A 17,943-nucleotide genomic window follows, 5' to 3' on the forward strand; every position below is an offset into this window, starting at 1 on the left:
AGGCACAGCGGCGCTCCTCTCACTTAATTACCGTTCTGGAAAGAACGCGCATAGTTGGCGACGGATTTGAAAAGTGCATCGGCAAAAGAAGCCAGAGCGACCAGGACAAGTTGCAGTTCCACATCGCTGAAGACGATCGCCTCGCCTTCGCGGAAGACCTTGCGCTGGTCGACCAACTTCCCGGGCTGACGTCCCTCCGCATCCGGTTCGCCTTGCAGCTCAACGATCTTGAAGTCGAAGGCCAATTCCCCCTGGTCATCAACCTGCTCCGGTTTCACGATCCCGTTTTGCTTCATCAGGGCCTGAAGGGCAAAACCAAGTGAGATAATGGTATCCTCCATCTCGCACATGATCTCGTAGTCCTTCTCCAAACGGTTGAACTTTTCATCCAACTGCGCCTGGACAAAGGTCCGCTGCGACTCCTGCGCTTCCTTCTGCGACTCCGCATCGACCTTCGGGCTGGCATCCGTGGCCTTGATCAAGGCGAGGAAGAAATGCGCGTTATTGAGGGCGGTCACGGCCAGATTCAAGGCATCGCCGATCACCTGACGAACGAGCAAGTCGCGTGCATAAGCCTGCATTTGTTCGAAATTCTGATGCCGTGGCGCAGCCGGCATGACACGAGGCGCATTCACGCGCTTATTATAAGCAGCCTCCTGAACGGCCTCACGGGAAGCCAGATTAAAGGCAAGCATATCGGAATGGCGCTGCAAGCCGGCCATGAATTGCTGTGCCACTTGCTGCAGATTAACTTGTTGGGGCTGAGGCCCTTCAGGTGTATTTGAATCGGACATGGGAAATAAAAAGTCAGTTGAAAGGCCTAGTATCGAGCCAAAGCGGCGATGGCTCAACCCAGAATAGAAATATAGGCGAAAAACCCCTCTATCGGCTTGGCGATAGCCGCTTTTGCCGTTAGCCTTAGCCCTGATGATCGAGTGGCTGCAAACCCATGTGCTGGACCATCTTCCGTTCTGGATGAATACCAGCCTGACGTTTCTCATAACGAATGTGACCACGGTTCTCGGCTTCGTCATGGCGCTGGTCATTCTCCGTCGGGTCATTTCGAAAAAGCGCAGTCCCCAAAACTTCTTTGCCTGGCTCTTTTTCATCCTCCTCTTCCCAATTTTGGCGGTGCCGCTTTATTTCATGTTCGGCGGCCGCAAGAGCCGGAAAATGGCCGAGACGAAGCGTTTGATTACGAAAAAAGCCCACGAGCTGACCGGTAAAACCGATGATGCCCTCGGCTGGGATGCGCTGCAGATTCCCGAAGAGGGGGTCACCACCGGCAACCATTTCGAACTGTTGCCCGACGGGGAAAGCGCGTTTCACCGGATCTGCCAGGAGATCGAGGCCGCCGAGCATACCATTCATATCGCCACCTACATCTTAAGCGATGACGCCACCGGCCGCGCGATCATGGACCTACTGGAAGAAAAGGCGGAACAAGGCGTCACCGTCCGGCTCCTACTCGACTCGCTCGGCTGTTGGAACCAGACGCGGCGCGCCCGCTACCGGCTACGCAAAGCCGGCGTACAGGTCGAAATGTTCATGCCAGTCCTGCCGCTGCAGACACATACCTCCTCGAACCTGAGAAACCACCGGAAAATCGCTATTTTCGACAACTACCGCGCGATCACGGGCGGCCAAAATCTGGACAACCGCTTTCTCGGAGCCACGCCGGATCCGGAGCGTTTCACCGATTTCAGCGTGGTCACGCAAGGGCCGGCCGTCGCGGAACTCACACGGACGTTCCTATCAGACTGGAGCTTTGCGGCCAAGGAGGCACCGAGCCAGTACAAGGACCTGCTGGCCTATGTGCCGGAAGAAGCCGGCGACAGCACGATCGGAATCATCGCCAGCGGACCGGACATGGACAAGGACACGCTCTGGGAGCAGATCCTGCGCATGATCCAGGAGTTCCGCCAGCAGCTCACGATCATCACGCCCTACTTCATTCCGGACGATGTGCTTTTTCAGTCCCTCATCGTCAAAGCCCGGACCGGTCGTAATATCCGCCTAATCCTGCCCCTGCGCTCCAACCACCGGATGACCGACATCGCCCGCTACCATTTCCTCAGGCAACTGGATCAGGCCGGCGTGGAAATCCTCTTTTACACGCCACGTATGCTGCACGGGAAACTCATCCTCGCGGATGGCAGGGTGGGCCTTGTCGGCTCGGCCAACATCGACATGCGCTCGCTCTTCGTAAATTTCGAGATCGCCCTGCTGCACTACAGCCCGGCCGACATCCGCGAAATGGAAGCATGGGCCGCGGAAATCACCGAACACTCGATCCCCTTCAAACAGGCCGTCAGCGACCAGAACTTCATGCCCACGAAGATCACCGAGGATGTCGTGCACCTGATCGCCCCGCTTCTTTGAACTCGGGCCTGCGCCTTGCGTAAAAGGCTCCCGAATTTGTACCTGCAGGGATTTACGTATATTGTTATAGGCGTAAGCAATTCACCCCTACCCGAAAGGAACTCCCCTATGTCTGACCACGTCTACAAGAAAATCGAATTGGTCGGTTCGTCCAAACAATCCATCGAAGCCGCCGTCAACAATGCGGTGCATACCGCAGCCGACAGCGTACGCAACATACGCTGGCTGGAAGTGAACGAAATCCGCGGCCACGTCGTCGACGGCAAAGTCGACCACTGGCAAGTCGGCGTCAAACTCGGCTTCACCTTGGAAAAGAAGGACTCACCCGAAACGCTCGAAGAGAAGCACCATCACGAAGAAGTGGATGAAGCCATCACCAGTGCGACCGGCGGCTCCGCGCTGACGCACAAATAGAGCGAATCCACCAAATCCACTTGCGCGAATACATGAAGCCTCGTAGCGATAGAGGCTCATGCTGATTCGTTGCGTCCCGATCCGATACACCTGCCTGCTGCTGGCCTCCCTCTTGCTCTGGGCCGGCTGCTCGGACAAGGTTAGCAATGTCGAACGCGGCAATGTAAAACAGGAGCTGTACATCAGCCTGGGCACCGAACCTGCGACCCTCGACCCCCAGATCGCAACCGGCCTGACCGAGATGTATGTGATGCTGGCATTCTTCGAAGGCCTGACCACGTTCGACGCGGAGACGATGAAGATCCTACCGGGCGTCGCGCAATCCTGGGACATCTCGGACGGCGGACTGACGTACACCTTCCACTTTGATCCAGCCGCCCGCTGGTCCAACGGCGATCCGGTCACGTCTCAAGACTTCCTCTTTGCCTTCGAGCGGATCCTCACGCCCGTATTGGGTGCCACTTATGCCTACATGCTGTATCCGATGAAAAATGCGGAAGCGTTTAACAAGGGGGAGATCGAGGACTTCAGTCAGGTCGGCGCCAGTGCCCCGGATGAGCGGACACTCGTGATCGAACTGAATGCACCGACGCCATATTTCCTGAGCATGTTAACCCACTGCACCTGGTGGCCCGTGCATGCACCCACGATTCTGGCACACGGATCGATGACGGACCGGATCAGCAAATGGACCCGCCCGGGCAATCTCATTGGCAACGGGCCGTTCACCCTCGAAAGCTGGCGTTTGAACAACGGACTCGTCGCCCGCAAGAACCCGAACTACCGCGACGCCGACAGCGTGCGCCTCAAGCAGATACACTTTCTCACCACCGACCTTGAAGCCGAAGAGCGCGCCTTTCGCGCCAACCAGCTGCATATCACCGAGAGCGTCCCGATTCACCGGTTGGACTGGTACAGGGAACATCGCCCGGACAGCCTGCGTATCAGTACCTCGCTCGGCGTGTACTACTACCTGATCAACACCGAACACCCGCCGCTCAACGACCTACGCGTGCGAAAGGCACTCGCCTACGCCATCAACCGGGAGGAGTTGACCGAGCATGTACTTAAAGCCGGGCAGCAACCGGCCTATCACTTCACCCCGCCGAATACCGGCGGCTACAACGCGCGCGCGACCTTCCCCTACGATCCGGAACTGGCCCGCAAGCTCCTGGCCGAAGCGGGATACCCCGGCGGCAAGGGCTTCCCGGAATTCGAGCTGTTGTTCAACACCAGCGAAGCCCACAAGACCATCGCCACGGTCATCCAGCAGATGTGGAAGAAGGAGCTCGGCATCGATGTTGAACTCTACAACCAGGAGTGGAAGGTCTATCTTGCGACCCGGGAAAACGGCGAGTTCGATATCGCCCGTGCCTCCTGGTTCGGCGACTACGACGATCCCAATACCTTCCTGGACCTGGGCCTGAGTGACAGCGGCAACAACCACTCAGGATGGAAGAACCCGGAATACGATGCGCTCATTTCACAAGCGGCACTCACGACTAATCCGGAAGCGCGAATGGAGCTCTTTCAACAAGCGGAAAGCATCCTCATCGACGAAATGCCCTTTGTACCGATCTACTTCTACGTCACCAGCAAGCTGGTCCACCCGTCCGTCAAAGGCTGGTACCCCAGTCTACTCGACTACCACCCCTATCAAGCCATGTGGCTGGAAGATTAAGAGTACGATTAAGATTTCAAGTCAGACCTGAACGAACTTCCCACTTTCAACTGTAATACCTTTCACTCCACAAAGTGCTGATCCACATCACCAGACGCCTGCTTCAAGCGATTCCCACCCTGTGGGTGATCGCAACGGCAACCTTTGTGATGATGAAGCTCACTCCGGGCGGCCCCTTCGATGACGAAAAGGCCGTCAGCCCGGAGGTGAAACAGATGATCGAGGCCCATTACGGGATGGATAAGCCGGTCTTGGAGCAGTACTTCAGCTTTCTCGGCCAGCGACTGACGGGCGACTTCGGTCCCTCCTATAAATATCCGGGCTGGGATGTGGACGAGATCATCGCGCAGAGTTTTCCTGTCTCGCTTGAACTCGGCTTCTACGCCCTGCTCATCGCTCTGGCCATCGGCATCCCGGTCGGAGTCATCGCCGCCATCCGACACAACCGCCCGACCGAAACGGTTCTCATGGGCTTTGCCATGACGGGTATCTGCCTGCCCTCCTTCGTACTCGGACCGCTACTCATACTCTGCTTCAGCCTGAAGCTTGGCTGGTTCAACCCTTTCGGCTGGGAGTATGCCGGGGACCGGGTACTACCGGCCCTGAGCCTCGGTCTCTTCTACGCGGCATACATCGCCCGCCTCGCGCGCAGCGGGATGCTGGATGTCATGAGAAATGAATACATCCGCACGGCACGCGCCAAAGGCCTCAAGGAAAGCGTCGTGGTAATCCGCCATGCGCTACGCACCGCCCTGTATCCGGTAGTCGCCTACCTAGGCCCCGCCGTCGCCGGCCTCATCAGCGGGTCCTTCGTCGTCGAAACCATTTTCTACATTCCCGGTCTCGGTAGTTTCTTCGTCAACTCCGCCTTCAACCGGGACGACACGATGGTCATGGGGACCGTCCTCTTTTACGCCGTTCTCATCATCGGGTTCAATCTGGTGGTCGACCTCCTGCAGATGTGGATGAACCCACGTACACGCCATGATTAGAAACCGCGACAAACGATTAACAAGTTCCTTCCCTAGATTAGGGAAGGTGTCTGCGCTTGCCGCAGACGGAAGGGTCGACTCGTCCAACCACCCCGCCCTTCGGGCACCCCTCCTTAGCCAAGGAGGGGAATTCGCACTTGCGATTTCCACACATGACTAAGCTGAAACGAGAAGAACTGGCGAATTCGAGTCGCTCCCTCGGACAAGACGCTTGGGATCGCTTGTGCCAAAACCGCATGGCACAGATCGGCGGCATCACCTTTTTCGTCATTCTACTGCTCTGCCTCTTCGTTCCCTTCTTCAGCGGTCAATCCTACCAGTCCACCGACCTGTCGTACGGCGCACATGGCCCCTCCTTGCAGCATTGGTTTGGGACGGATGACTTGGGACGCGACCTGTTCATCCGCACACTGATCGGCGGACGCATCTCCATCGGCGTGGGCTTTGCCGCCACCGCGGTTGCGCTACTCATCGGGGTCAGCTACGGCATGCTCGCCGGCTATTTCGGAGGCAAGACCGAGACGATCATGATGCGTTTCGTCGATACGATGTATGCCCTGCCCTTCACACTCATCGTCATCCTCCTGACCGTCTTCATCGGGAAAAGCCTCATTCTGATCTTCCTTGCCATCGGCGCGGTTGAGTGGCTGACCATGGCGCGCATCGTGCGCGGGCAAACCCAGGCGCTCCGCAAGCAGACCTTCGTCGCCGCCGCCACTGTCAGCGGCGCCCGCTCCGGGCGCATACTGATCCGGCACATTCTTCCAAATCTCCTCGGCCCGGTGATCGTCTATACCACCCTGACAATTCCCGCAGTCATCCTGTTGGAATCCGTCATCAGTTTCCTCGGTCTGGGCGTACAGCCCCCCATGAGTTCTTGGGGCATCCTGATCAACGACGGCGCCGAGAAACTCGACGTTTACCCCTGGATGCTGATCTTCCCGGCGATTTTCTTCTCTCTCACGATCTTCTCGCTCAACTTCATGGGCGATGGCCTGCGCGATGCCCTGGACCCGAAGGAGGTTGGGCGTTGACGGTTGCAAGTTGTTCGTTGGAAACAAAAATGCAGGCAGGTCTCGTGCTTGCCACAGCCGCCACGTTGTAGGCGATACTCTGACTCTTATCAATGGCGGACAAGGCCGCAATGGCGTGTGAGGACACACGCCCCTACCAACGTTCACCAAACAAGATGCAACACCCGCCCTGTCCCCATCTACCAAAGCCCGAGCCGCAGATGTCGCACCGTTGCCTGACCGAGTTGCGTGATGGCGACTGGGAGGCCTATTATTTCAAAGCTTTGCAATACGGACACTACCTCTGGATCAATGGCCATGCCGGCCGCGCAATTCTTGCCGTGACACGCGCACTTTACACCGACCTACCTGCGGATGCCCCGATTCTCAAGAACTGGCCCCTGCCCTACGCGGCCCTGCATTGGATCGTCCAACACCACGACTCCGACCACTTCCCCGGCAACCCACGTATCAGTTTCCAACACCAAGCCACCCGTCTCCGCCGCCAGCCGGTCGTGCGCCTCCGTGCCCGCGCCTGGGCCGTCTGGGCGCTCATTTGCGACGCACGCCCCAGCTTGCCAGGAGACGGCAAACAAGGTATTACCGAACCGAGCCTCATGGAGATCGAACAAAGCTTGAAAGATCACGGCAGACCGAATGAAGCCCGGATCTGGATACAGGCCTTGAAAGCGGTATAACTACCACACCCGCCTTAAGCCATAGCGCTCGAAAACCGGATCGCGACTGATGATCCGGAGGCCACGCCGCTGTGCCTGAATCACCTGAATCCGGTCGAAGGGATCGCCGTGAACCGCTTCCAGATCCTTGGCTAATACCACGTCGTCCAGTTCAACAGGTAGGAGCTCAAAGCCACAATCCTCCAATATGCCCGGAAGCCCCGTTTTCAAATCATAGGGCAACTGGAGTTTCCCAATCCCCACTTTGATCGCCGCCTCCCAGATGCTGGCGATGCTGACATAACACTGCACCTCAGCCGATTCAAGAATCTCGGCCGCGGCGTTACTGAGTTTCGGCGAATCCTCGAAGAATGCAATCCAAGCGTTGGTATCAACCAGATAGCTCACGGCATATATTCTTTAAATTCCTCCAGTGGCGCATCGAAATCCGGTGCCATATAAAACTCGCCCGGTTTGCCCTTCGCACAGCCTCGCTTCGCCTTCTTTTTCTTCGGTGGTTCAGGCGGGACCAGACGGGCCACACGCTTGCCACGACGCGTGATGTAGATGCTCTGGCCTTCCTCCACCAGATTCAGGAGTTCTGACAAATGCGTCTTTGCCTCGAATGTGCCGACCTCTTTATCCATACCAATAAACTAGTCTAACTAGTTAAGTAGTCAAGTGGGAGATTTCCTGAAGTTGAACTGTCACGCCCCATCACCACTCGCCCCCCCCCTTTGGGACACATCCGCAACAAAGCAAATCCAAACTTGTCTCCTCCATGCGAATGCTTAATTCCCATAGCATGTCATTGGACAATTACCAGTTTACCGACCCGCACCTGCTACTCGGCTTGGTGAATACCGAGCTGCGCAATCACAGCGAGTCCCTGGAAGACCTGTGTGCCACCCATGACATCGACGGGGAGATCCTGGTCGAACGCCTCAAGTCCGCCGGCTACGACTACATGCCGGAGCAAAAGCAGTTCCGGTAGGACGAGGTAGCGGCCTCACACAAAGGCACGAAGGCACAAAGCTTATGCCTCGAGACGACCGTTAATGATGCGGCTGATGCCGTACTTCATGAGTTCATCTCCAAAATTGAGGAGCAACCCAAGTTTAATGTCCGACAGACGCAGATACGTGAGTAGCTGCTTCTTGTGAGCGGCTGTCACGCTCTCCACTGACTTTAACTCGAGGATCAACTTGTCGTTAACAATCAAGTCTGCTCGAAACCCTTCCTCATAGATCTCACCATCGAATTCGATCGGCACAGAGACCTGTCGTTTCACATTCAGTCCCCGCTTCGAAAGTTGCCGGGCCAACACAGCTTCGTAAACAGATTCAAGTAAACCGGGCCCTAATTCTCGATGTATATAAAGAGCACAATCAACAACAATACGGCTTATTTCATTTTCATTCATCCAAGCTTTATTACTCGCCTCATTACGTTAGTTCAAGCTTTGTGCCTTCGTGCCTTTGTGTGAGAAACATTAGCCTATCCCAGCAATTCAGTTGCTGCGAGGTCGAACTCCCGAAGTGCAGTCGCCTTTTCAGCGGGTTCCATGAAGCTGGCTTCGAAGCCATTCCGCGCCAGCTCCACCACGGCAGCGGCATCGAGCTTGAAGCAATCCACCACGGCTTTGAAATCGTCAACCATGTCGCAGTCGAACATCGGCGGATCATCCGAATTGATCGTCACGAGCACACCGGCTTGCCTCAAGGTCTCGATCGTGTGTGCCGGCATCTCGGGAAAGACCCGGAGCTGCAAATTGCTCAAGGGGCAAACCGTCAGCGGAATTCGATGCTCCGCCAGATAGCGGACCAAGGCAGGGTCTTCCACCGCACGCACCCCGTGGTCGATCCGTTCAAAGCCGCATTCGCGGATGCCTTCCCACATGTAGGCGGCCGGACCATCCTCGCCGGCATGGCCCGCGCGCCGGAAACCGAGCTCCGCGGCGCGCGCATAGGCAGCCTTGTGCAAAGCCGGCGGAAAGCCATTTTCCTGACAATCCAAACCGACCGCAATGATCCCGGCCCGCTCACACCAGGCCGCTCCCGTCTCCACCAGGTTCAGTCCAAAATCCGCCGGTTTGGTTCGATCGATATCCAGCACAAAGCGGGTCTCGACACCGAACCGTTTGCGATTGAGTTCACGGCCCGCAGCCATCCCCGCAAACACTTCCTGCAGCGGGACATCAGGACGTAGCCCCGGGGAGACCATCAGTTCGTGGTAATGAATGTTCTGTCGGGCCGCGCGTTCACCGATAATCGAAACCGCCCGGCAGTAGTCTTCCGCATCGCAGAGCGTCGCCACCGTTGTACGGAGGATATGGATGAAGTGGTCGAGGCTCTCAAACTTGTAGAACTCGCGGGCCGAATCCAAATCCTCGAAAGGCAGCGGCACCTTGTTTTTCTCTGCCAGTTCGAGCGCAAATTCAGGATACATCGCGCCGCCCTCAATATGAAGGTGGAGTTCCGTCTTGGGCAGTTTATCAATTAGCTCGTGTAGGTCTTGGGACATGCCCATACCCTCGCACGAAGCATGCCATCCGGGCTATTCCTGCACGGCCGCCATTTCCTTCTCGATCGTAGTGAGACGGTGCTGCTTCACGCCGAGCTTGGGAATGCAGGCGATCAGAGCCTTGGTATAGGGGTGCTGCGGGTTTTCGAGTACCGAGTCGACCGGTCCCTGCTCCACAATATCGCCGCGGAACATGACGATGACCTCGTCGGCGAAACCTTTGACGATGCCGAAATTGTGGGTGATCAGGACGATACTCATGCCAAGCTTTTCACGCAGCTCGCGCAGCAGGTCCATGATCTGCGCCTGAATGGTCACGTCGAGTGCGGTCGTCGGTTCATCGGCCACCAGCAGCTTCGGTTCGCAGGCCAGCGCCATGGCAATCATGACGCGCTGCTGCATGCCACCGCTCATTTCGTGCGGGTAGGCCTTGTAGCGCTTGGCCGCGTCACGGATCCCGACCAGCTCCAGCAGTTCCACGACCCGCGCTTTCACATCCTTGATGTCCGGACGGTGTAATTTGACCGCTTCGGCAATCTGGTGTCCCACAGTAAATACAGGATTCAAGGAAGCCGAAGGCTCCTGGAAAATATAGGCAATACCGCCACCTCGAATGGAGCGGAGTTCCTCCTTTTTCATGGCCAGCACATCCCTGCCGTTGAACAGGATCTTGCCACTGACCGTGCAAGTGGGCGGCGCCGGCAACAAACGCGTGAGGGAAAGACAGGTCACGCTCTTGCCGCTACCGCTTTCCCCCAAGATCGCGACGGTCTTACCACCCGAGTCGACCGAAAAACTGATTCCCTTGACGACCTCATTGGCGGCTCCCTTCGAGTGGAAGGCGATACGTAGGTCGGAAACTGCAAGTAGATCGGACATGATACTATGTTTAAACCGTGAATGGACGTTAATTTTTTTCTGCCGGGTGAAGGGCCTGCTGCGTTTGCCAGTAAAGATTCTGACCATCGTGCACCATCGCCCGATAGACAAACTTCTTCTGAGATACGTTGAAGATCAAATCGCTGCCAACAGCACGCCCCCACCACACACGGAGATAAATCAGTTCCTCGTTGATCCATGCCACTTGAGTCGAGAAGTTCGGATAGCGGTCGGTGATCCGAATGATAAAAGGAAGCCCCTGGTCGGGAAGAACGCAGATCCGGTCCTCACTGGAAGACGGTTCGGACAGAAAAGCATAAGCCATCAGCTGATTCGGCGACGTGACCTTGCCATTCACGACTGGAATGACTCCGTCAACCGGCTCGACTGTAATTCGTTCCGAAAACTCCGAGTCAAAATCCAAGAGAAACTGCTTCGGCGCATCCCAAGCTCGCGCATCCGGAACCCCACGAACAGTCTCGGCGGACAATCCAGTCAGCCAGGAACAAAGGGTCATCATCCCACAAAACAATAATCCGTATCCATCCGCGTTCATCTGTGGTTCAAAAATACGCCTGCAAAGATTCACGTCCATAAACGGTTCAAATCACCGCGTCTGCATTTTCGGGTCGACGATATCACGGAGCACATCTCCCAAGACATTGAAGGCGATCACCGTGATGAAAATGGCGAAGCCGGGGGTCAGCATCCACCAGAAGTTCATGAAGAACACGATCATGTTGCCCTGCGACTGCTTGAGCATGAGTCCCCATGAGGTGGACGGCTCGGAAATACCGAGCCCCAAAAAGCTGAGAGCGGCTTCCGCGAGGATGTACCCGGGAATGGAAAGCGTCGCCGCCACGAGCAGATAACTCGCAAGGTTTGGAAGGATGTGCTTGATCAGTATCTTCGGGGCGGACTGCCCCATACTTTCCGCCGCCGTGACAAAGGTACGATTCCGGATCGATGCCGTCATGCCCCGGATGATGCGCGCCGCTCCGGCCCACCCAATCACGGATAGAATCACCACGATGATCGTGTAAACCTGAGCCGGCGACATATCCGGGCTGATGAGGGCAGAACGCAAGGCCAGCAACAAGTACAAGCCTGGGATCGACATGAGCAATTCCACCACACGCATGGCGACGAAGTCCACCGTACCGCCAAAATAACCGGCAAGAGAGCCCACGAGGAATCCAATGATCATGGTGATCGAGATACCAATAAATCCGATCGAGAGCGAGATGCGCGAGCCGTAAAGCAAGCGGCTGAAAATATCACGACCGGTATCATCGGAACCGAGCAGATAGACCCGTGCATCTGGATCATCGCTTTCCAACTGTAAGAACTTCCGCTCCATGGGGATGAATCCCAGAAACTTGTATGGCTCACACTTGGCGAAAAAGCGTAATGGCACCGTCTCTCCGGACGGTACATAGACCGGCGAGCCAAGCTCTTGCTTCTCGTAGAGTTCCACCTGCAAGCGCCCGTCCTTCCATGTATAAGTGCTCGGTGGGTGAAAGGCGTACGACAGGTTTTGTTTGGTGATCGGATAAGGCGCGAAAAACGGGGCGAACAATGCCGCGCCATAGAGCAGCACGAGAACCGCCAGCGCGGACGCACCCAAAGGCCGGCGCAGGATCTGCCCGATCAAATTCTTAAACAAATTGAAGACCACATAGCCGACCAGGGTCACACAGGCGACCGCCAACAGGGCCACGAGCAGAAGTCCGAGATACTTCAGCACCACCCAGATGCTTTGCAGCAGGCCCGGGGCGAACGACTCCAGTAGAATCTCAAAAAGAATCACCCCCAGTACGATCACCCAAAGGAGCCAGGACTTGCCCGCCTTTGAGGCACGGGCGCCGCCTCCCTCCAAACGGATGCGCGGATCGCTCCAAGCCAGCAGCAGGTCGGCCAGCAAATTCCCCAGCACCAGCATAACGACGCCCACGACCACGCCCGCCATGACCACATACTGGTCTTCACGGATGAGTGCGTCATAGATCAACTGCCCCAAGCCAGGGTAGTTCATCACATTCTCGACCAGGAGCGCACCGGACAGCAAGCTGGCGAAAGCATAGCCGAATGAAGTAATCAGCGGATTGATCGCATTGCGAAGTACATGCTTGAACATCACAACCCGCTCCCTCAGCCCCTTCGCCCGCGCGGTGGTGGCAAACTCCGCCTGCATGTAATCGATGAAATTCGCCCGCATGATCCGCATCATTCCGGCCACGCTACCGATCCCCAAAACGATGGTCGGAAGAATGAGGTGGTAGGCATAATCGGCCAGCTTCAGTGCAGCCGGATAAAACTCGCTTTCCACCGAGGACCGTCCCCCTTCCGGAAAAATACCGGTAACCGAAGCAAAGTACACAGCCAGAATCGCAAGGAAGAACTCGGGGATCGAAAGCGCGGCATAGGCCAGAAAGGCAGCGAGTCTGTCGAAGATCGAGTCTTTGTAGATAGCGGCCAAGACCCCGAGCGGGATCGCTACGCACCAGGCAAAGAGGATGGAGCTTAGGGAGAGCAGAAAGGTTGCCGGCACCCGTTGCTTGAGCAGAGTGAGCACCTCGACCTTATAGGTCCAGGACTCCCCGAAGTAAGGGGCACCGAGATGCAGGCCCTTGTCGTCCTGCCCCACCCAGGGGCCGTACTTGACGGGCGAGACATTGGCCAACCAGTGTCCGTAGCGGACAAACCAGGGCGTCGGGTCGCCCGCCTCGTCGACCAACCCCAGCTGCTGCTCCTGCTGCCGGATGATCTCAGGAGAAATATCCTTGGCGGCCCGGGCCTGCGTCAGGAAGTCGCCCGGAGACAGGTACATGAGCAGAGAGACCAGCAAACTCACCGCCAGCAAGAGCGGTATAAGCGAAAGGAGTCGGCGGACAATAAAGGCAAACATCTATGAATTTGAGATCTGGTTATGTTTCATTGGCAGCAAGCCGGCAGCTTGGCAACCTCGTCATTGCTTTTCACTCCGGGTCTTCCGTCCAGATCTCGTCGATATTCCATAACATGGTACCAGCGCTGGGCACATAGACGTTGCGCCACTTCTTTTTAATTCCTGCGTAAGTGATCGGACTGAACCCGTAGAGGAGCGGCAATTCATCTGCCAGGATGGCCTGCACCTCATGCATGTAAGCGACACGCTGATCCATGTCCAGAGTCCGCTCCTGTAAGCCGATCAATTCGTCAATCCGGGCTTCCCATTCGGTCGCCGGTTCCGGCTGCTCGGGATACCATTGGTGATAGACACCGCTGCTCAGATAGAGCGCCTTGCTCCCAGAAGGGTCATAGGCCGCGCTGCTCGACCCCCAGCCCAGAATGGTAATGTCATAGTTAAAGGTGTCATCCGTACGACGCAGCAGGGTGGCAAAATCCGAGCGCTCGATTTTCACATCCATTCCCAGATCCTTCATGTTCTCCACAAAGGTCACCCCGATCTTGTCGTAGGAGGCACTCTCCACCAGAAGCAGCGTAAAGGCCACCGGCACGCCTTCGCTATCGATCAGGCGGCCATCCTCGCGCCAACTAAAGCCCGCCTCCCGCAACAACTCGCGCGCCTTGTCCGGATTATAGTCGTAACGCGGCAAATCCGGATTGTGCCACTTGCCCTGGGCGGGCGGAATGATGGAAGTCAGGGGCTCCCCCTTGCCGAAGAGCAAGGCGTCGATCATGCCTTTGCGGTTCAGCCCATACTGCACCGCCTGACGGAAGCGCTTGTCCGTGAACCAGCGTAACTTATGAGCCGGCACATAGGCAGTGCCTTCCTCGTTCTTTCCACGGTGCTGGTTGAACCAGAAAAAATTCACGCTGGCCGAAGGCCCGCGGTCAAAGATCTTGAAATCATAGGTATCGGCGGCCTTTCGCACCCAGATCAAATCATCCGCACCAATACCGGACGCATCACTCTTGCCGGTGGCAAAATGCGCGATCGCGGTGTTCGACTCGGCGACAAACTTCAAGACCAGATAGTCGAGATAAGGAAGCCGCTGCCCCTCACGGTCCACCCGCCAATAATGCGGATTGGGCGTCATGACCAGGCGCTCCCCCGGCTTGTAGGACCGGATCATGAACGGACCCGTGCCCACGATTTCCACCGGCGATTCGATCGCGACCTGGGTCGACCATTGCTTGGTGAAACTGCCATCTTCGAACGACTGATAGAGCTTGTGCCTGGGAAGGATCGGTTGACTGATGTCGTAGATGAACGGTGCGTAGATCGTCGGCACATGGAAACGCACCGTGTAGTCGTCGATCTTTTCGTAACGAATCTTCTCACCGTTGATGATGTATTGCTCGTAGTAGCGTGAGGGGTACTTCGGCCGCGCCTCCCCCGTCTCCGGATCCACCACCTCGGAAAGGATGCAATCAAAGGTGAAGACGACGTCGTCGGCAGTGAACGGCTCGCCGTCACTCCAGCGTATACCGCGGCGCAGATTGAAGGTGTAGCTGAGCTTGTCTTCACTCACCTCCCAGGACTTCGCCAGGCCCGGCACAAACTGCTCCGTACGCGGATCATAGTCCACCAGACTGCTGAGAATACGCGATAGTATCAGGCTCGTGCTGACGTTATTGGGCACCTGCGGGTTGAAGGTCGTCGGCTGCGTCGTCTCGTTGAGCACGAAAATGCCACCGTACTCACCCGGCTCGCAATCCGCCACCATCGCATCCTCCGGAACCTGAAAGGCACCCCGTTCGATTTTGGGCGGTTCCCCGCAGCCCGACAGAAAAGCCAACAAAACTGCGGCGATACATCGCCAGAAAAATCGGGAGCGCTCGGCAGTCGACATGGTCATCAATCGCTCCTACGAAAGCGCAGGGCTGCACAGGTTCAACGCTTTTTGATGATTTCCAGTGATTTAGCAGGTAGCCCCGTTAAAGTTCCCCTCCTGGGCAGGAGGGGTGGATTCCGCAAGGCGGAAGACGGGGTGGTTCGTCCAGTATGCATGCCCAAAACACTCTCCACCCTCACCTTCACCTTCCACCCCGCTCAAACGCGCGGAACTGCGGCTTGACAATGGACACTTGTTCACCTAAACAAGTGCGCACTATGAAAGACCTGACCCAGCGGCAGAAGGAAATCCTCGAATTCATCGAGCACCACGAATGGCGCAACGGCTACTGGCCCAGCATTCGTGAGATCCAGGAAAAGTTCAATTTCGCCAGCACCAACGCCGTCATGGGGCATCTCAGAGCTCTGGAGAAGAAAGGCGTGATCGAGCGGATCGCCGGTCAGGCCCGAACCTTCCGGATCCACCGACCGGAAGAGAGCGACCTGCCCGACATTCCGGACGACGCGACCGAAGTCGTGGACGTCCCGGTTTATGGTGCCATTGCCGCAGGCTACCCTGACCGGGTGGAACCGGCCGGCGAGATCGGTCGCCTGCAGGTCGACATCCGCACCGCCGGTTTCGGCAACCGCCGCACCAGTTTTGCACTTCAGGTACGCGGGGAGAGCATGGTCGACGCGGAAATCTACGATGGCGACATGGTGATCATCGAGCCACGCGAGCCACGTGACGGCGACATCGTGGCGGCGCTCATCGACCACGAAACGACGCTCAAGCGCTACATCAAGAAGCCCGGCGAACCGCCCTACCTGAAGGCGGAAAACAAATTCTACCCCGAATTGTATCCGATCACCGAGCTGACCGTGCAAGGCGTGGCCAAGGCGGTGGTTCGGAGCCTGTGAGCGCCTAAAGGCGCGATTCGAGATACATGATTCGAGGTTCGGGTTCACCCTTCGACCCCGGCAAGCGGATGCACCCTCCTTAATCACAGGAAGGATTAAAAAATAAATTCCCCTCCTGACTCAGGAGGGGTAGATTCCGCAAAGCGGAAGGCGGGGTGGTCCCGCATCCCGCATCGAAAATTGCCCTGAAAGTTTTGCATTCCAAAGGAAAGCCGCTAGCAATTTCCCCATGCCCATCACCTTCGACCACACCCGTATCCGCGTCTCCAATCTCGAAAAGTCCATCGACTGGTACTGCAAGACCTGCGGCTTCGAAGTGCTCAAGCGCACCGACAAGTCCCCCAGCGGCAACCAGTTGGCTCACCTTCAGATTCCGGGAAGCAGTCACAAGTTGGAACTGACCTATTCGCCGGACTACGAAGTCAAGTTCCCCGAAGACCTGGTGCATACCTGCATCCGGGTCGACGACATCATCGAATACTGCGACATGCTGGAAGGCCTCGACCTGAAGATCGACCTCTGGCCCGAGAACTGGCGCGAGAAATTTGTCGACGGCAACAAGATGGCCTTCATCACCGATCCCGACGGCTACGAAGTCGAGATTCTGGAACACTCGTATTAAGGCGGATGAACCAACGGAGCTAGGGCGTCCCGCCCTAGAACAACTGTATCCGGGCAAGATGCCCGGACTCCGTTCGAGCCAACCACACCCGCTACTCTTTCACTGCCGTCACAATCGCTGTGCAATGAATCCCCAATCCACGCCCGACATCATTCAGGCGCTCGCCGGTCGTTGCGGTAATGCACACATCGTCCACCGTCAGCCCCAGCAAGCCCGCAATCGACTCACGCAACGCCGACACCTTGGGATCGATCTTGGGCCGCTTGCACTCCAAGGCGATGGATAGATGGCTCAGTTCCCAATCCCCCAAATCCTTCAAGGCCTCCTTCAAGTAAACCTTGCTGTCGGTAATTCCCGACCGGCACATCGCATCGGCAACCGCACCAATGACCGTGCGCCCGGTGACTCCGGAAATCGCATCCGTCACCGCATGCAGGATGACATCGGCATCACTATTACCGGACAGCCCCGGCGCATCGTCAAAAACCAGTCCGCCCAAGACCAAAGGCTTTTCCGTTCCGTCTTCGACGAATCGGTGACTATCCAGCCCGAGACCGGTCTTGACCTTCATTTAGAGCTCAGGGAAGAAGCGTTTCTTTTCCGCGGCGGCGGTTTCCGGCCCGTCGGAGGCGTGGACCACATTGCGCATCATGTCGGTGCCGAGGTCGCCACGGATCGTGCCCGCTGCGGCTTCCTTTGAATTAGTCGGTCCGAGCAACTCACGCACCTTGGCAATCACATTCTCGCCGCGAAGAATCATCGGCATGACCGGACGGCTGCTCATAAAAGCCTCGATATCCGGGAAGAAGGGCTTGTCGGCCACGTGGGCATAATGCTCGCGAAGAATCGGACCATCCAACTGCATGACCTTGGCGGCAACGATATCAAAGCCAGCCTTTTCAAAGCGCGAAATCACCTCACCGGCGACGCCCTTTTCCATACAATCGGGTTTCAAAATAATCAATGTTTCTTCCATAAGCCTGTAATAGCGGAACGATTCGAATGCCTGAGCATCCCCGTTATGACAAGAATAAAGGGTGTTGCCTGCCGGTTCGCTGG

20 protein-coding genes are annotated in these 17,943 nt (G+C 56.8%); 9 read left to right on the forward strand and 11 right to left on the reverse strand.

Annotation, left to right across the window (positions count from 1 at the left end; translation table 11 throughout):
• Positions 1-23 precede the first annotated feature (23 nt).
• Entirely contained in the window at positions 24-794 is a 771-nt protein-coding gene (locus tag O2597_RS12685; protein WP_269525399.1) for a hypothetical protein, read from the reverse strand.
• 133 nt (positions 795-927) lie between these two features.
• On the opposite strand from O2597_RS12685, the gene O2597_RS12690 reads away from it, so the two are divergent.
• From O2597_RS12690 to O2597_RS12715, 6 genes are all read left to right on the forward strand, one after another.
• Positions 928-2,382 carry a phospholipase D-like domain-containing protein gene (locus O2597_RS12690; RefSeq protein ID WP_269525401.1) on the forward strand — a complete coding sequence of 485 codons (1,455 nt, stop codon included), beginning with the start codon at positions 928-930 and terminating at the stop codon, positions 2,380-2,382.
• Between the two features lie 108 nt (positions 2,383-2,490).
• Positions 2,491-2,796, forward strand: coding sequence for a dodecin (locus tag O2597_RS12695; RefSeq protein ID WP_269525403.1), 306 nt, complete (start codon positions 2,491-2,493; stop codon positions 2,794-2,796).
• A gap of 58 nt (positions 2,797-2,854) precedes the next feature.
• On the forward strand, positions 2,855-4,477 hold the full coding sequence (locus O2597_RS12700) for a peptide ABC transporter substrate-binding protein (protein ID WP_269525405.1): 1,623 nt from the start codon (positions 2,855-2,857) through the stop codon (positions 4,475-4,477).
• A gap of 74 nt (positions 4,478-4,551) precedes the next feature.
• Complete coding sequence (locus O2597_RS12705; RefSeq protein WP_269525407.1) at positions 4,552-5,469, forward strand: ABC transporter permease; 918 nt, start codon at positions 4,552-4,554, stop codon at positions 5,467-5,469.
• 152 nt (positions 5,470-5,621) lie between these two features.
• Entirely contained in the window at positions 5,622-6,503 is an 882-nt protein-coding gene (locus O2597_RS12710; RefSeq protein ID WP_269525409.1) for an ABC transporter permease, read from the forward strand.
• 155 nt (positions 6,504-6,658) lie between these two features.
• Positions 6,659-7,180 carry a hypothetical protein gene (locus O2597_RS12715; protein ID WP_269525411.1) on the forward strand — a complete coding sequence of 174 codons (522 nt, stop codon included), beginning with the start codon at positions 6,659-6,661 and terminating at the stop codon, positions 7,178-7,180.
• On the opposite strand, the gene O2597_RS12720 is transcribed toward O2597_RS12715, so the two are convergent.
• Positions 7,181-7,567 carry a type II toxin-antitoxin system VapC family toxin gene (locus O2597_RS12720; RefSeq protein WP_269525413.1) on the reverse strand — a complete coding sequence of 129 codons (387 nt, stop codon included), beginning with the start codon at positions 7,565-7,567 and terminating at the stop codon, positions 7,181-7,183.
• The gene (locus tag O2597_RS12725) at positions 7,564-7,806 is read right to left on the reverse strand and encodes a type II toxin-antitoxin system Phd/YefM family antitoxin (RefSeq protein ID WP_269525415.1); all 243 of its coding nucleotides are present in this window, start codon (positions 7,804-7,806) and stop codon (positions 7,564-7,566) included. Before O2597_RS12725 ends, O2597_RS12720 begins: the two co-directional genes overlap by 4 nt.
• Positions 7,807-7,964: 158 nt before the next feature.
• Here O2597_RS12725 and O2597_RS12730 point away from each other — a divergent pair, with 158 nt between their 5' ends.
• A complete protein-coding gene (locus tag O2597_RS12730) occupies positions 7,965-8,153 on the forward strand; it encodes a DUF4250 domain-containing protein (protein ID WP_269525417.1) in 189 nt (62 codons plus the stop codon).
• A gap of 42 nt (positions 8,154-8,195) precedes the next feature.
• Here O2597_RS12730 and O2597_RS12735 read toward each other — a convergent pair whose 3' ends face one another.
• The 6 genes from O2597_RS12735 to O2597_RS12760 form a co-directional block, all read right to left on the reverse strand.
• On the reverse strand, positions 8,196-8,582 hold the full coding sequence (locus O2597_RS12735; protein ID WP_269525419.1) for a GxxExxY protein: 387 nt from the start codon (positions 8,580-8,582) through the stop codon (positions 8,196-8,198).
• Positions 8,583-8,656: 74 nt separating this feature from the next.
• Positions 8,657-9,682, reverse strand: a complete 1,026-nt coding sequence (gene add, locus O2597_RS12740) for an adenosine deaminase (protein ID WP_269525421.1) — start codon at positions 9,680-9,682, stop codon at positions 8,657-8,659.
• Positions 9,683-9,715: 33 nt separating this feature from the next.
• Positions 9,716-10,561 carry an ABC transporter ATP-binding protein gene (locus O2597_RS12745; RefSeq protein WP_269525423.1) on the reverse strand — a complete coding sequence of 282 codons (846 nt, stop codon included), beginning with the start codon at positions 10,559-10,561 and terminating at the stop codon, positions 9,716-9,718.
• A gap of 28 nt (positions 10,562-10,589) precedes the next feature.
• Positions 10,590-11,117, reverse strand: coding sequence for a hypothetical protein (locus tag O2597_RS12750; RefSeq protein ID WP_269525425.1), 528 nt, complete (start codon positions 11,115-11,117; stop codon positions 10,590-10,592).
• A 51-nt stretch (positions 11,118-11,168) separates the two neighbouring features.
• Positions 11,169-13,469 carry an ABC transporter permease subunit gene (locus tag O2597_RS12755; RefSeq protein WP_269525427.1) on the reverse strand — a complete coding sequence of 767 codons (2,301 nt, stop codon included), beginning with the start codon at positions 13,467-13,469 and terminating at the stop codon, positions 11,169-11,171.
• Positions 13,470-13,539: 70 nt separating this feature from the next.
• On the reverse strand, positions 13,540-15,366 hold the full coding sequence (locus O2597_RS12760; RefSeq protein ID WP_269525429.1) for an ABC transporter substrate-binding protein: 1,827 nt from the start codon (positions 15,364-15,366) through the stop codon (positions 13,540-13,542).
• Positions 15,367-15,620: 254 nt separating this feature from the next.
• On the opposite strand from O2597_RS12760, the gene lexA reads away from it, so the two are divergent.
• Positions 15,621-16,262, forward strand: coding sequence for a transcriptional repressor LexA (lexA, locus tag O2597_RS12765; protein ID WP_269525431.1), 642 nt, complete (start codon positions 15,621-15,623; stop codon positions 16,260-16,262).
• A 229-nt stretch (positions 16,263-16,491) separates the two neighbouring features.
• Entirely contained in the window at positions 16,492-16,884 is a 393-nt protein-coding gene (locus tag O2597_RS12770; RefSeq protein ID WP_269525433.1) for a VOC family protein, read from the forward strand.
• 91 nt (positions 16,885-16,975) lie between these two features.
• On the opposite strand, the gene ispF is transcribed toward O2597_RS12770, so the two are convergent.
• Together ispF and ndk are read right to left on the reverse strand one after the other, a co-directional pair.
• Entirely contained in the window at positions 16,976-17,455 is a 480-nt protein-coding gene (gene ispF / locus O2597_RS12775) for a 2-C-methyl-D-erythritol 2,4-cyclodiphosphate synthase (RefSeq protein WP_269525435.1), read from the reverse strand.
• A complete protein-coding gene (ndk, locus tag O2597_RS12780) occupies positions 17,456-17,860 on the reverse strand; it encodes a nucleoside-diphosphate kinase (protein ID WP_269525437.1) in 405 nt (134 codons plus the stop codon). It abuts the gene before it with no gap.
• Positions 17,861-17,943 lie beyond the last annotated feature (83 nt).

This window comes from Coraliomargarita parva (assembly GCF_027257905.1).
Lineage (GTDB): Bacteria > Verrucomicrobiota > Verrucomicrobiia > Opitutales > Coraliomargaritaceae > Coraliomargarita_A > Coraliomargarita_A parva.